Below are 13,668 nucleotides of genomic sequence, written 5' to 3'. Positions count from 1 at the left end.
TCGGGGGTGGTGGTCACCTGACGAACGTCCCCTTCTTGAACGTGTCGAAATACTCCAGCACGAGTTTGTTGCCGTCGAACACCGCGGTGGAAACGGTTCCGGGAGGCGCATTCTCGCTGACGAACTCGAACGTGAACGTGTTGCCACTCCAGTGGGTCAGCGGCACATCGAGTTTCGAGCCGAGCGCCAACCGCAGCTTGCCGTCCTTCTCGGCGACCCTCGCCGGTCCCCAGTAGCCGTTGAGGTACGTGCCGATGTACGACGGCAGCGGCGCCGCCGGTGCGGGATTCGCGGGCGGTTGCTTGCCGACCAGTGAACCGACCGGCTTCTCCATCTCGGCGAAGATCCCGCTGTACAGCCCGTACCAGTCCTCGCGCACCTCGCCGAACTGCACGAGGTCGGCGAACTGCGCGGTCAGCGCCTCGGGCACGCCCGAGGGCGTGGCGTTGGTCAGCGCGACGATCGCGACGTCGGCCGACGGCAGGATGAGGAAATTGGTTCCGGCGCCGAGTTCGAACGCGCCCGAGTGGCTGATCTCGATGCGAGCCGCCGAGGTGGTTCCGACGTTGAAGCCGAAACCGTAGAAACCCGATCGCATCGCGGGTTCGGTCGCCCGGCTGGACACGATCTGCGGGGTGAGCGCAGCCAGCAGCGCTTTCGCGTCGACGATCTGCTTACCTTCGTGGTTGCCGTCGGCCAACATCATCGCCAGCCAGCGGGTCATGTCGGTGACCGACGAACTCGCCCCGCCCGCAGGCGCTTCCGCGTCGGCGTCGCGCACATAGGACGGTTCGTAGCGGTCGTCGACGTGGATGTGGCCGACGGCGCGGTTCGCGCTGGCCTCGTAGTCGGTGAACCGGTAGCTTGTCGCCCCCATGCCCAGCGGATCGAACAGCACCTCGTCGGCCAGCAGCTCCCACGGCTTGTTGGCGTTCACCGCGACCGCCTCGGCGCCCGCGGTGAACCCGAAGTTGGTGTATGCGTAGGAGATCCGGAACGGGTCCAACGGGAGCTGACGTAGCCGCTCGAGCACCTGCCTGCGGTCGAAGCCGAGGTCCTCGAGCGTGTCGCCGGCGTGGTCGGGCAGCCCGGAGCGATGCGACATCATGTCGCCGACACTGACCATCGGCGTGACCGCCCGATCCGACAACGCGAACCACGGCAGCTCGGAGACGATCGGGGTGTCCCAGCTGATCGCGTTCACGCCGACCTGGCGCGCCACCACCGTCGCCGTCAGCGACTTGGACACCGAGGCCAGCTGGAAGACGGTGTCGGCATCGACTCGGTTCTGCTCGCCACCTACGCCTTTGACATCCTTGACCCCGAACCCCTTCGCGTACACGGTTTTTCCGCGGTGCACGACGGCCACGGCCATGCCGGGGATGCCCGATTTCTTCATCAGGTCCTCGGCCATGCCGTCGAGCTGCGCGACGGCGTTGTTCACCGCGTTCTGCGGCAGCGGCATCGCGGGCACCAACGGCGGCGGGACGTCGGACTGCGCGGTCGACGGAGCGGGCGCCCCTGGTTCAGCCGGCTCCGCCGCGCAACCCGCGACGAGCAACAGCCCCACGACAGCCGCCCTGGCCAGTGCGTTCATGTGGTGAACCGTAACCGGTCAGAGCCGCCACCACGGGTCGTTGAGCGGTGACCCGTCCCGATACACCCGCTGCCCCGGCTTCGGCACCGCGACCTGCACGTTCTCCGCGTCCGCGGCCTGCAGCAGCCGCTCCACCGGTTCCGCCCACGGGTGCGGGGCGAGCCGGAAGGTCGCCCAGTGGATCGGCACCAGCAGACCCCGGTCCGCCTCGGCGACGTCGAGGTGAGCCCGCACCGCGTCCTCGGGGTTCATATGGATGTCCGGCCACGCCGGGTGGTAGGCGCCGACCGGCAGCAGCGTCAGGTCGAACGGTCCGTGGTCCATCCCGATCTGACCGAAACTCTTGGTGTAGCCGGTATCGCCGCCGAAGAACGCCCGGTGCCGGGGCCCGATGATCACCCACGACGCCCACAGCGTGGTGTTACGGGAGAACAGGCGCCCGGAGAAGTGCCGCGCGGGGGTGCAGACCAAGGTGAGGTCGGCGATGGTGTGGCTTTCGTTCCAGTCGAGTTCGACGATCCGGCTCTCGGGTATCCCCCACTTGCGCAGGTGCGCGCCGATGCCGAGCGGCACCACGAACGGTGCGCGCTGGGTTCGCGCCAGCCCGATGATCGTCTCCATGTCCAGGTGGTCGTAGTGGTCGTGGCTGATGACGATGGCGTCGACGGCGGCCAGCGCCTCCAGCGGCACGGGCACCTCGTGCATGCGTTCGGGTCCGACGGTCTGCGAGGGTGAGCACCGGCGACTCCACACCGGGTCGGCCAGCACGCGGTAGCCGTCGAGTTCGACGAGCGCCGAGGAATGACCGAACCAGCACGTCGACAACTGCTCAGCCGCCGGGTCGGTCGGCGAGGGGGTGACGACGGGAATGGGCCCGGCCGGCTTGGTGGCACCGCGGGAGCCGACCAACTCGCGCACCAGCAGTCGCTGTTGCTCTTGGTCGATGCTCATCATCGACGCCGGTTCGAGGTTGACGAACACGCCGTCGCGGTAGTTCGGGGAGCGCCGAGCGACCGGTTCGATCTCTGCGGGCGAGGCGCCCAGCGCGGCGGGCGCGCCACGAAGTGCCCGCAGCACCCAACCGCCGGCCAGCAGCGAGGCCGTGCCGAAGCCGATGCGCAGCGCTCCGCGGATCATCAGGCGCCCTGGAACCTCGGTGGACGCTTCTCGATGCGGGCGACCTGCGCCTCGATGACGTCCTGGCTGGCCCACGCTTTGTCGAACAGTTCCTGATGTTCGGGCCACGGGTCCTCGTAGGCGCCGTCGTCGTTGAGCACCCGCTTGGCGTGCTGCAGCGCCAGCGGCGCGAACCCGGCGATCTCCGCGGCCCAGGCCTGGGCGTCGGCGAGCGTACCGATGCGGTTAGCCATCCCGGTCTGCAGCGCGGCGTCGGCGGTGAGCCGCTCGGCGGCCAGCAACATGCCCCGCGCCCGGCCCGCCCCCACCAGTGAGGTCAGCCGCCGGATGCTCCAGTTGTCCAGCGCCAAGCCGTATTTGGCGACGGGAAACTGGAAGTACGCATCGGGTGCGACGACGCGCAGGTCGCAGATCATCGAGAGGATGACTCCGGCCCCGATCGCGGGTCCGTTGATCGCGCCGATCACCGGCACGGGCGCCTTGTCGATCGCGATGTTCAGGTCCTTGGCCTTGTCGGGTAGCTGCTCGGCGACGCCCGACGGGTCGGAGAGGTCGGCGCCGGCGCTGAAGACGTGGCCCGCACCCGTGAGCACGATCGCGCGCACATCTTCGGCCGCGGCCTTCTCGACCGCCTCCCGTAGGCCGTCGACCAACTCGACGTTCAGGGCGTTGCGTCGCTCGGAGCGTTGCATCTCCAGGGTCATCACGTGGCCGTCGCGGGTGACACCAATCATGCGGCCAGCCTATATAGGCTCGTGCGGTGAGCCGGATCGGTGCCCTCGAGGTGCGCGACGCCGTGCTGGACCCGGGGTCTTACCGGAGCTGGGACGGCCCACCGCTGGACGTGGCGGCTCGTGAGGACTATCGGCAGGCGTTGGCCGCCGCGGCGACCAAAACCGGTCTGGATGAGTCGGTGGTGACCGGCGAAGGCACGGTGTTCGGTCGCCGGGTGGCGCTGGTGCTGTGCGAGTTCGACTTCCTGGCCGGCTCGATCGGCGTCGCGGCGGCCGAGCGGATCACCGCGGCGGTGCAACGGGCGACAGCGGAGCGGCTACCGCTGCTGGCGTCACCGAGTTCGGGTGGCACCCGGATGCAGGAGGGCACGGTCGCGTTTTTGCAGATGGTGAAGATCGCCGCGGCCGTCGAACTGCACAAGCGGGCCCATCTGCCGTACCTCGTGTACCTGCGACACCCCACGACCGGCGGGGTGTTTGCGTCCTGGGGGTCGCTGGGGCATGTGACCGGCGCCGAACCGGGCGCGCTGGTCGGTTTCCTGGGGCCGCGGGTGTACGAACACCTCTACGGCGAGCCGTTTCCCGAGGGCATCCAGACCGCCGAGAACCTGCACCGACACGGCGTCATCGACGGCGTGGTCCCGCTCGACGCGGTGCGCACCACGCTGAACCGAGCGTTGAAAGTGCTCGCAGACCCGCCCGATTCGCCGCCGCCCGCCCCCGAACTCGGGCCCCCGCCCGACGTGCCGGCGTGGGACTCGGTGGAGGCTTCGCGCAGGCCGGACCGGCCCGGCGTCGGGTACCTGCTGCGGCACGGCACGACCGACCGGGTGCTGCTGTCGGGAACGGGACAGGGTGAGGCGGCGACGACGTTGCTCGCGCTGGCCCGGTTCGGCGGTCAGCCGGCGGTGGTGCTCGGCCAACAGCGCGTGGTCGGCGGGATGGTCGGGCCGGCGGCACTACTGGAGGCGCGGCGGGGCATGGCGTTGGCCGAGGGTCTGCAACTGCCGCTGGTGCTCGTCATCGACACCGCCGGACCGGCGTTGACCGTCGAGGCCGAGCAGGGTGGGCTCGCCGGCGAGATAGCGCGCTGCCTGGCCGAGCTGGTCACGTTGGACACCCCGACGGTGTCGGTGCTGTTGGGTCAGGGCAGCGGCGGGCCGGCGCTGGCGATGGTGCCGGCCGACCGGGTGCTGGCCGCGCTGCACGGCTGGCTGGCACCGCTACCGCCCGAGGGTGCCAGCGCGATCGTGTTCCGGGACCTCGACCACGCAGCGGAACTTGCTGCCGCGCAAGGTATTCGGTCGGCCGACCTGCTGCGCGACGGCATCGTCGACGTGGTCGTGCCCGAACATCCCGACGCCGCCGATGAACCGCTGCAGTTCACGCAGCGGTTGTCGGCGGTGATCGCAAACGAACTGCATTCGCTGCGTTCGGTTCCCAGTGACGAACGGCTGCAGCTCAGGCTTCGGCGGTACCGGCGGATCGGCCTGTGAAGCCGCGGTGCAGCGGCGAACTCGTCCGGTCGCCACGCCACCTACGAATGGCATGCTGGAAACCGTGGAAGCCCTGCTTCATTTCGCCGGAAATTTCTGGTGGCTGATATTCCCGCTGGGCGGCGTGATCGGCGGCGGCGTGCGGGCGGTGGCTGCGGCCAACGAGCGTCGTGCACAACGCCGGCTCGAGCGCTACCGGATCAAGCAACAGACCAAAGTGGCGCTCGCCGAGGCGTCGGGCCGGGCCCGCACCAATGAGGCGGCGAACCGGCGTGAGATGACCAAGGTGCTGCAGCGCCACGCGCAGACCGACGCCCGCTGGCTCGAGTACGAGATCGACGTCGCCAAGCTGTTGGACTTTCCCCTCATGACCGACATGCGCGCTCCGCTGACCATCGCATTCCACAAGGCCAGGAGCCACGCGGACCTGCTGCGGCCGGAATCCGTCGACGACATCCTCGACGACCGCGGTGCGCAACTCGAGTACCGCGACGCCGTGCACGAGTACGTCGCGGCGTTCGACGTCGCCGAGGCCGACGCGATTCGCCGGCGTCGCAGCGACTTTTCGGCCGAGGACCGGATGCGCATCGAACGGGCTCAGAACCTGCTCCGGCTGGCCTCGGACGGCGGGGCGACCTCCGAGGAGCGCAAGGCCGCCTATGCCCGCGCGCAAAAGGAGCTCGACGGTCTGATCGTGCTGCCCGCGACGACCCGGGCGAGCATCGAACGCAAGATCGCCGGCGAAATCGAGGCGTGAGGCCTCAGCCGCCCAGCTCGGAGACCGCCGTGTCGAGTTGGGCTGCCTGCTCGTCGATTTCGTGATCGGACGGCGTCTCGCCGATGCGCTTCACCAGATCATCGCGGGACACGACCTCGAGCGCGCCACGGTAATCGGCCGACGCGAGCCGGCCGGCCCCGATCACCTCCACGCGGCCCTCGATGACGACGAGGACGGCGTCCTTCTCTTCGGACCGCAGCAATGCGCGCACATCCTCGGCCGAGATCATGTCTGGTTCCGTCGCTCACTCATTTCCTAGCTATGCCCGCTGACCGACCGATCTATGCGACCGCCAGCGCGGCGAGCATCGCCACGCACGTGACGAGGTCGAGCGGCAACCGCACGAGGCTGCGCCGCGTCCAACGCACCGCCGCCGTCTCGTCGACTTCCGCCGGATCGGTCCGTTCGAAGGCCATCGCCTTGGGCACGAAGTCGAGCAGCGACCACACCCGCATCACCGCGTGGCTGACCAGCGCAACCAGCAGCGCGGCTCGCACATCGGACGCGCTCCACGCCGCGACGAGCGCGACGATGAGCAGCACCTCGAACACCGTGTGCGCGGGAATCCAGAACCGGCGCCGCGAGATCCCGCCGTTGCGGGACTGGATGATCCCCGGCCGCTTGGGCCAGACCGGGTCGATGACGACGGTTTCGTAGAGTCCTCCTCCGAGCAGCACGGCGGCCATCAGCGTGGCGGCGGCGATCAGGACGAGCGTCGGGGTCCACATCACCGCCGATTATTACGGGGCGTCCAGAAGTGCGGCACCTTCTCGACGGCGCGAAGGATGGCGATGACACGATCGGCACATGGCTGTGATCGCTCCGTTCCGCATCGCCGTGCCGGACGAAGACCTCGAGGACCTGCAAACGCGGCTGCGACGCATCCGATGGCCGGACGCCGAATGCGTCGACGACTGGAGCCAGGGCATCCCGCTGGACTACACCCGCGAACTCGCGACGTACTGGGCCGACGGGTACGACTGGCGCGCCCGCGAGCGGGCGTTGAACCGGTTCGACCAGTACACCACCGAGATCGACGGCCTCGAGATTCATTTCATCCACCAGCGCTCACCGCACGCCGACGCGTTCCCGCTACTGATCACCCACGGCTGGCCGGGGTCGGTGGTCGAATTCCACAAGATCATCGAGCCGCTGACCGAACGCGGGTTCGACGTGGTGTGCCCGTCGCTGCCCGGTTACGGGTTCTCCGGTAAACCAACCCGTACCGGGTGGGGCGTCGAGCGGATCGCGACGGCGTGGGAGACGCTGATGGGCCGACTGGGATACGAGCGCTACGGCGCCCAGGGCGGCGACTGGGGGTCGGCGGTCACCACGCAGATCGGCCGCAACGCGGGCGACCGGAGCCGCGCCGGCGGCGACATCAGCAGATGCGTGGCCATTCACACGAACATGCCGATCGCCCGGCCGCCGAAGGATCTGACCGACCCCACCGACGAGGAGAAGGCCGCGCTGGCCGCGGGCGCCCACTACGGCAAGTGGGAATCGGGCTACATGAGGCAGCAGGCGACCCGGCCGCAGACGCTGGGGTACGGCTTGGTGGACTCCCCGGTCGGGCAGTTGGCGTGGATCGTTGAGAAGTTCTGGGCCTGGGCGGACTGCGACGGCCATCCCGAGAACGTGCTGAGCCGCGACGAGATGCTCGACAACGTCATGTTCTACTGGCTGACCGCGTCGGGCGCCTCCTCGGCGCGGCTGTACTGGGAGAGCTTCGCCAACTTCGGCGGCGGCCGCTACGTCGCGCTGCCCACCGGCGTCGCCTCGTTCCCGAAGGAGATCGGCCGCCCGCCGCGCAGCTGGTGCGAGCAGAACTACAACATCACGCACTGGACGACGATGCCGCGCGGCGGACACTTTGCGGCCTTCGAGCAACCGGAGCTCTTCGTCGACGACGTCGCCGCGTTCTTCGCTAGCGTGCGGTAGATGCGCACACTGGAAGCCGACTATCTGGTGATCGGCGCCGGCGCGATGGGGCTCGCGTTCACCGACACGCTGGTCGGCGAGTCCGATGCCACGGTCGTGATGGTGGATCGCAACGACCAGCCCGGCGGACACTGGACGACGGCGTACCCGTTCGTGCGGCTGCACCAGCCATCGGCCTACTACGGCGTGAACTCCCGCGGGCTGGGCAGCGACTCCATCGACCAATTCGGGCTCAACGCAGGCTATTACGAGTTGGCCAGCGGCGCTGAGGTGTGCGCGTATTTCGACGCGGTGATGCGCCAGCACCTGCTGCCGACCGGGCGGGTGACGTACCTGCCGATGAGCGAGTATCTGGGCGACGGGCGGGTGCGCACTCTCGGCGGTGAGGACGTCGAAGTCGTCGCGCGGCGGGTGGTGACCACCCATGTGGAGATCATCGTGCCGTCGATGCGACGCCCCTCGTATGCCGTTGCGCCAGGGGTGGATGTGGTGCCGCCCAACGAGTTGCCGCGGATCCGCGAGGCGCGCGACCGCTATGTCATCGTCGGCGCCGGCAAGACGGCGATGGACTCATGCCTGTGGCTGCTGCGGCACGGCGTCGCGCCCGAGCGCGTCACGTGGATCAAGCCCCGCGAGTCCTGGGTGCTGGATCGAGCGGCGATCCAACCCGGCAGGGAGTTCGCGCAGGTGGTTTTGCGCGATTTCGGCAACCAGCTCGCCGCCGTGCAGGAGGCCGACTCGCTTCCTGATCTGTTCGACCGCCTGGAGGACAAGGGTTGCCTGCAGCGCATCGACGGGTCCGTCGAGCCGACGATGTACCGGTGCGCGATCCTGTCGCAGGCGGAGCTCACCGAGTTGCGCCGCATCGGGGACGTCGTGCGGATGGGCCATGTTCGAGCGGTCGAGCCGGGTCGCATCACGCTCGACGACGGGGTCCGCGACGTCGAGCCCTCTGTGCTGTACATCGATTGCAGCGCAGACGGTTTGGGTAAGGAACCGGTGACGACGGTGTTCAGCGGCGACCGCATCGCCCTGCAGACGGTGCGCACCTGCCAGCCGGCCTTCAGCGCATCGGTGATCGCGCATGTCGAGGCGGCGTATCCGGACGATGACACGCGCAACTCGTTCTGCCGGCCGGTTCCGTATCCGCACATACCGGCCGACTGGCTTCGAATGATGCTGATTTTCAACGAGAATCAACTGAAGTGGTTCTCCGACCCGGACATGATGGCGTGGGTCGACGCGGCCCGCCTCAACGCCCTGCACCATGTGACCGCCAATGTCAGCGTGCGGGCGCGGGAGCGGATCATCTCGATGCTCACCTCGCAGCTGCCGGCGATCAACGAGAAGCTGGAAGAGCTGCTGGCGCAGGCCTGATTCGTCGAAACTGCACACAGATCGTGAAATCGCTCAAAATCTCGATCTCTGCGCAGTTTCGATGGTGGTGCGCCCCTAGGCCAGCGACTGCACGGGGCGGCATCCCCCACGAAGATCACCACCGTTCCAGTGAGGGGACTACTGTGTGAAAGCTGGCACCCGCCGACGTCGCTCGAGGTCACGAGCGCAATGTTGTCAATGACATCGGGTTGGGTACCCCGCAATGTAACGCCCGGCTTGAGCCGGGCGATTAAGCTCGATGTATCTGCGTTTCAGTAGCAATCTGTGCGAGGGAGAGAGTCCACACATGATCAAACTGTCGTTGAGCAAGATGGCTGTCGGGTTCGGGGGTTTGGCGTTGGCGTTGACCGCCGGGGCCGGGGTCGCGTCGGCGCAGCCCAATCTGGATTCAGCCGTGAACACAACCTGTAGCTACCAGCAGCTGGAGGCAGCGGCAAACGCGGCGGATCCATCGATGGCGTCGAAACTCAGCAGCGACCCGATGTTGCAGGCCGGCGTCCGTCAGTTCCTCGCGGCACCGCCCGCTCAGCGCCAGATGATGGCCCAGCAGATCGCGAGCATGCCGGCAAATCAGCCCTACCTCGGCTTGTATCAGCAGATTTTCGATACCTGCCAGAATTTCTGAGCCCACGTAGCGGTCGTCCGTAGCGGGTAACCAGCTGGCGGCCGGGAATGGCAGCACCGAGCGCTCAGCGGCGTCGCCGCTGAGCGCCGTGCTGCGTGGCCTGCGCAGCTACGGCGTCGGGCTTACGCCAGCGACTGCACCCACGCCCGGTGCAGCGCGGCGTAGCGGCCGTCGCTGCGGGCGATGAGATCGGCGGGCGTACCGTCCTCGACGACCCGGCCGTGCTCGAGCACCAGCACCCGGTCGGCGATCTGCACCGTCGAGAGTCGGTGCGCGATGACGAGCGCCGTGCGGTCGGCGAGCACCGTCTCCAGCGCCCGCTGAACCATGCGTTCGCTGGGAATGTCCAGCGACGACGTCGCCTCGTCGAGGATCAGCACCGCGGGGTCGGCGAGAAACGCCCGCGCGAACGCGACGAGTTGGCGCTGCCCCGCCGACAGCCGGCCACCCCGTTTGGCGACGTCGGTGGCGTATCCGTCGGGTAGCGCGGCGATGAACCGATCGGCTCCGACGGCTTCGGCGGCCGCAGCGACCTGCGCATCGGTGGCGTCGGGCCGGCCGAACCGGATGTTGTCGGCGATGGTCCCGTCGAACATGAAGTTCTCCTGGGTGACCATCACGACGTGGCGACGCAGTTCGATCTGCGACAGCTCGCGCAGGTCGACGCCGTCCAAGGTGACCGAACCCGACGTCGGATCGTAGAAGCGGGCGATCAGCTTGGCGATCGTCGTCTTACCCGCACCGGTGGTGCCGACCAGCGCGACGGTCTGTCCCGCGGGCACCTCGAGCGTCAACCCCGGCAGCACCGGACGGTCCGGAACGTACGCGAACCGCACGTCGCGGAACGCGATCTCGCCGCGCACGTCGGTCAGCGCGACGGCACGGGCGGGGTCCTTGATGCCCGGCCGCTCGGCGAGCACGCCGGCCAGTTTCTCCAGCGCCGACGACGCCGACTGGAACATGTTGAAGAACTGCGAGATCTCCTGCATGGGCTCGAAGAACATCCGCAGGTACAGCAGGAACGCGGTCAGCGTGCCGATCGTCATGTCGCCGTTGAGCACGCGATAGCCGCCGTAGAGCAGCACCACGCCGGTGGTGAGGTTGCCGACGAGCTTGACCCCCGGCATGAAGATCGCGAGCAGGCGGAAGGTGCGCTCGTTGTCGGCCTTGTAGCGGTCGGCGATGTCTTCGAAGATCTGCTGATTACGCGGTTCGCGCCGGTAGGCCTGCACGGCCTTGATGCCGGTCATGGTTTCGACGAACTGCACGATCACCAAAGCGGCGCTCTCCCGAACCCGGCGATACGTCCTGGCCGACTCGTTGCGGAACCACCACACCAGCACGATCAGCACCGGGAACGCGCCCAGGCACATCAACCCGAGCCGCCAGTCGAGTGTGACCAGCAGGATCGCAGTGCCGAAGAGTGTGAGCACCGCGGTGACCAGGCTGTCGAAGCCGGTTTCCAGCATGTCCTGGATGGCCTCGACGTCGTTGGTGGACCGGCTGACCACCCGACCCGAGGTGTATCGCTCGTGAAACGCGATGTCGAGCCGCTGGAAATGCCGAAACACCCGGCGGCGCAACTCCCGAAGCACCTTCTGCCCGATACGGCCCGAGCGCCGCAGGAAGAACATCCGGCTGGTGGCCTGAACCACCACCACGACGGCGAGAACACCGATGATCATCAGCAGCGTGTGAGCCGCACCGCCCTCGATGATCGGGGGAATCCCGTGGTCGATACCGCGCTGGACGAGAATCGGAACCGACAGGCGCGCAGCGTTCTCCACCACCACGACGAGCGCGAGCAGCGCGACCGTGAAGCGGTACGGGCGCAGCAGCGAGCCCAGCAGCGCTCGCGCTTCGCGGCGTCGGTCGATGCTCTCGTCGATCGGCAGGTCGTCCTGCTCCTCATCGAACTTGCCGCGCCACTCGGTGGTCGCGGTATCCGGGGTGTCGGTGGCAGTCATCGGCGCTCCGACTCCGAGGTGACGTTGGGCCCACGCGCAAGCAGGGGACGACGCGGTGGCTCCTCCTCGACCAGGTGATCGAGGCGTGTGCGGTCCTCCTCGTCCTCCCATGTGGGGATGCGTTCACAGCCGTCGTCGAGCTCGTCGTCCGCGGCCAGCAGGTAGCGGTACTGCGGCACCCCCGCCAGCAGCTCGGCATGGGTGCCGACGTGGGTGATGGTCCCGTTCTCCAGCAACGCGACCTTGTCGGCGAGCAGAACCGTCGACGCCCGATGGGCGACAACGATGCCGGTGACGGAGTGCAGCACGCGCCGCAGCGCCTCCTCGACGACCGCCTCGGTGTGCACGTCGAGCGCCGACAGCGTGTCGTCGAGCACGAGGATTTTCGGCGCCGCCAGGATCGCGCGCGCGAGCGACAGCCGTTGGCGCTGGCCGCCGGACAGGCTCATGCCCTGCTCACCGATGCGGGTGTCCAAGCCGAACGGCAGGTCGTAGACGAATTGCGCGGCGGCGACCTCGACGGCCTGACGCAACTCGGCGTCGGTGGCCGGGTTTTCCCGGGGGCGGCCCAGCGCCAGGTTCTCGGCCACCGACATGGAGAACAGTGTCGGGTCCTCGAACGCGGTGGCCACCGTCTGACGCAGCGCGGGCAGGCTCAGCTCGCGGATGTCGCGGCCGTCGATGCAGATCGCTCCCTCGGTGACGTCGTAGAGCCGCGACAGCAGCGCGGCCAGCACCGACTTGCCCGCGCCCGTCGACCCGACCAGCGCCAGCGTCTCCCCCGGCTCGACCGTGACGGTGACGTGGCGCAATGCCCAATTGTCCGGCTCGCCGGACGGCGCCACTTCGTCGGGGGCGGCGTCGGGAAATCGGAAGCCCACATCGATGAGCTCGAGGCGCCCGCCGCGTGGCGGCTGGTCGACGGTGCCGTCGACGATTTCACGTGGCGCGTCGAAGATCTCGGCGATCCGGTTGGCGGCGGTGAACGACTCCTGCGTCATCGACAACAAGAAGCCCAGCGACGCGATCGGCCACACCAGCGACAGCATCATCGTGATGAACGCGACCAGCGTGCCCATGGTGACGTGGCCGTGGCCGGCGGCGTAGGCGCCGAAGCCGAGCACGACGATCAACGTCAGGTTCGGGATGACCTCGAGCAGCGTCCAGAACTTCGCCGACACCGACACCCGATCCAGCTGCGTGTCATACAGATTCGTGAGCTGTTCGTCGAACCGGTCGTAGACGTAGTCCTCGCGGCCGAAGGACTTGACCACCCGCAGACCCAGCGCGGACTCCTCGACGTGGGTGGCGACGTGGCCGGCCTGGTCCTGAGCCAATCGCGACAGCCGGGTGTACTCCTGCTGAAAGTGCAGGATCGTCAACGTGATCGGCACGATCGACACCACCACGACCACGCCCAGCGGCCAGTACATCGCCAGCAGGATCACGGTCACCACGGTGATCTGCAGGCCGTTGAGCAGGAGAAAGAGCAGGCCGAAGGACATGAAGCGGCGAATCGTGCTGAGGTCGTTCATGATTCGCGACAGCAGCTGACCGGACTGCCAGCGGCCGTGGAAACTCATCGGCAAGATCTGCAGCCGGGCGTAGAGGTCCTTGCGGATGTCGGCCTCGACCCCCATGGTGGCGCGCGCCGCCAGCCAACGGCGGATGAACCACAGCACCGCCTCGCAGATGCCGACACCCATGGCGGCGGCGCCCAGCAGCCAGAGGCCCTGTGGGTTCTGATGCCGGACCGGACCGTCGATGACGGCCTTGGTCATCAGCGGGATCGCCACGGTGGCGGCCAGGCTGGCGATCGCGACGGTGACCATCGCGATCCAGCGCGCGCGGTACGGCATCAGGTACGGCAGCATCCGCCACAGGTCCGAGCTCGCGCGTCGGCGTTGCGGTGGCGGGGCGATGGCCGGCGCTGAGCGCAGGGCATGAACTACGGGGTCAACCACTGAGTCCATGTTCCCATGCGGGGCAACTTGA

General features: G+C 68.1%; 12 protein-coding genes. 5 read left to right on the top strand and 7 right to left on the bottom strand.

Annotated features, from left to right (window positions below; translation table 11 throughout):
• Window positions 1-13: 13 nt before the first annotated feature.
• Genes AU187_RS13900 through AU187_RS13890 form a run of 3 tightly spaced genes read right to left on the bottom strand, consistent with a single transcriptional unit; the run spans window position 14 to window position 3,468 of the window.
• The gene (locus AU187_RS13900; protein ID WP_059098186.1) at window positions 14-1,597 is read right to left on the bottom strand and encodes a serine hydrolase; all 1,584 of its coding nucleotides are present in this window, start codon (window positions 1,595-1,597) and stop codon (window positions 14-16) included.
• A gap of 18 nt (window positions 1,598-1,615) precedes the next feature.
• Window positions 1,616-2,734 carry an MBL fold metallo-hydrolase gene (locus AU187_RS13895; RefSeq protein ID WP_059098187.1) on the bottom strand — a complete coding sequence of 373 codons (1,119 nt, stop codon included), beginning with the start codon at window positions 2,732-2,734 and terminating at the stop codon, window positions 1,616-1,618.
• Window positions 2,734-3,468, bottom strand: coding sequence for an enoyl-CoA hydratase (locus AU187_RS13890; RefSeq protein ID WP_059098188.1), 735 nt, complete (start codon window positions 3,466-3,468; stop codon window positions 2,734-2,736). Before AU187_RS13890 ends, AU187_RS13895 begins: the two co-directional genes overlap by 1 nt.
• A gap of 26 nt (window positions 3,469-3,494) precedes the next feature.
• Between AU187_RS13890 and AU187_RS13885 the strand changes: the two genes are divergently transcribed.
• A complete protein-coding gene (locus AU187_RS13885; protein ID WP_059098189.1) occupies window positions 3,495-4,964 on the top strand; it encodes an acetyl-coenzyme A carboxylase carboxyl transferase subunits beta/alpha in 1,470 nt (489 codons plus the stop codon).
• Window positions 4,965-5,016: 52 nt separating this feature from the next.
• Window positions 5,017-5,721 (top strand): hypothetical protein, encoded by a 705-nt coding sequence (locus AU187_RS13880; RefSeq protein ID WP_059098190.1) that lies wholly within the window; start codon window positions 5,017-5,019, stop codon window positions 5,719-5,721.
• 4 nt (window positions 5,722-5,725) lie between these two features.
• Here the strand turns inward: AU187_RS13880 and AU187_RS13875 are convergent, their stop codons facing one another.
• Both AU187_RS13875 and AU187_RS13870 read right to left on the bottom strand, forming a co-directional pair.
• Window positions 5,726-5,971 (bottom strand): hypothetical protein, encoded by a 246-nt coding sequence (locus tag AU187_RS13875; protein WP_059098191.1) that lies wholly within the window; start codon window positions 5,969-5,971, stop codon window positions 5,726-5,728.
• Window positions 5,972-6,023: 52 nt separating this feature from the next.
• Window positions 6,024-6,470, bottom strand: coding sequence for a hypothetical protein (locus AU187_RS13870; RefSeq protein ID WP_059098192.1), 447 nt, complete (start codon window positions 6,468-6,470; stop codon window positions 6,024-6,026).
• A 79-nt stretch (window positions 6,471-6,549) separates the two neighbouring features.
• On the opposite strand from AU187_RS13870, the gene AU187_RS13865 reads away from it, so the two are divergent.
• From AU187_RS13865 to AU187_RS13855, 3 genes are all read left to right on the top strand, one after another.
• Complete coding sequence (locus AU187_RS13865; RefSeq protein WP_059098193.1) at window positions 6,550-7,683, top strand: epoxide hydrolase family protein; 1,134 nt, start codon at window positions 6,550-6,552, stop codon at window positions 7,681-7,683.
• Window positions 7,684-9,060 carry an NAD(P)-binding protein gene (locus AU187_RS13860; protein WP_059098194.1) on the top strand — a complete coding sequence of 459 codons (1,377 nt, stop codon included), beginning with the start codon at window positions 7,684-7,686 and terminating at the stop codon, window positions 9,058-9,060. It begins immediately after the preceding gene.
• A 307-nt stretch (window positions 9,061-9,367) separates the two neighbouring features.
• Complete coding sequence (locus AU187_RS13855) at window positions 9,368-9,706, top strand: hemophore-related protein (protein WP_172800258.1); 339 nt, start codon at window positions 9,368-9,370, stop codon at window positions 9,704-9,706.
• Window positions 9,707-9,828: 122 nt separating this feature from the next.
• On the opposite strand, the gene AU187_RS13850 is transcribed toward AU187_RS13855, so the two are convergent.
• Both AU187_RS13850 and AU187_RS13845 read right to left on the bottom strand, forming a co-directional pair.
• Entirely contained in the window at window positions 9,829-11,673 is a 1,845-nt protein-coding gene (locus AU187_RS13850) for an ABC transporter ATP-binding protein (RefSeq protein ID WP_059098195.1), read from the bottom strand.
• On the bottom strand, window positions 11,670-13,646 hold the full coding sequence (locus AU187_RS13845) for an ABC transporter ATP-binding protein (protein WP_059098196.1): 1,977 nt from the start codon (window positions 13,644-13,646) through the stop codon (window positions 11,670-11,672). Before AU187_RS13845 ends, AU187_RS13850 begins: the two co-directional genes overlap by 4 nt.
• Between the last annotated feature and the right edge of the window lie 22 nt (window positions 13,647-13,668).

The organism is Mycobacterium sp. IS-1556, from assembly GCF_001499985.1.
Taxonomy (GTDB): domain Bacteria; phylum Actinomycetota; class Actinomycetes; order Mycobacteriales; family Mycobacteriaceae; genus Mycobacterium.
Note: the sequence above shows the minus strand (reverse complement) of the source record. Positions and strands in the feature narration are given on the sequence as shown.

Excerpts from the sequence above, each read along its gene's own strand:
- AU187_RS13900 (WP_059098186.1), bottom strand. The coding sequence starts at position 1,597 with ATGAACGCACTGGCCAGGGCGGCTGTCGTGGGGCTGTTGCTCGTCGCG.
- AU187_RS13870 (WP_059098192.1), bottom strand. The coding sequence starts at position 6,470 with ATGTGGACCCCGACGCTCGTCCTGATCGCCGCCGCCACGCTGATGGCC.
- AU187_RS13845 (WP_059098196.1), bottom strand. The coding sequence starts at position 13,646 with ATGGACTCAGTGGTTGACCCCGTAGTTCATGCCCTGCGCTCAGCGCCG.
- AU187_RS13865 (WP_059098193.1), top strand. The coding sequence starts at position 6,550 with ATGGCTGTGATCGCTCCGTTCCGCATCGCCGTGCCGGACGAAGACCTC.
- AU187_RS13895 (WP_059098187.1), bottom strand. The coding sequence starts at position 2,734 with ATGATCCGCGGAGCGCTGCGCATCGGCTTCGGCACGGCCTCGCTGCTG.
- AU187_RS13855 (WP_172800258.1), top strand. The coding sequence starts at position 9,368 with ATGATCAAACTGTCGTTGAGCAAGATGGCTGTCGGGTTCGGGGGTTTG.
- AU187_RS13860 (WP_059098194.1), top strand. The coding sequence starts at position 7,684 with ATGCGCACACTGGAAGCCGACTATCTGGTGATCGGCGCCGGCGCGATG.
- AU187_RS13850 (WP_059098195.1), bottom strand. The coding sequence starts at position 11,673 with ATGACTGCCACCGACACCCCGGATACCGCGACCACCGAGTGGCGCGGC.
- AU187_RS13880 (WP_059098190.1), top strand. The coding sequence starts at position 5,017 with ATGCTGGAAACCGTGGAAGCCCTGCTTCATTTCGCCGGAAATTTCTGG.
- AU187_RS13890 (WP_059098188.1), bottom strand. The coding sequence starts at position 3,468 with ATGATTGGTGTCACCCGCGACGGCCACGTGATGACCCTGGAGATGCAA.
- AU187_RS13875 (WP_059098191.1), bottom strand. The coding sequence starts at position 5,971 with ATGATCTCGGCCGAGGATGTGCGCGCATTGCTGCGGTCCGAAGAGAAG.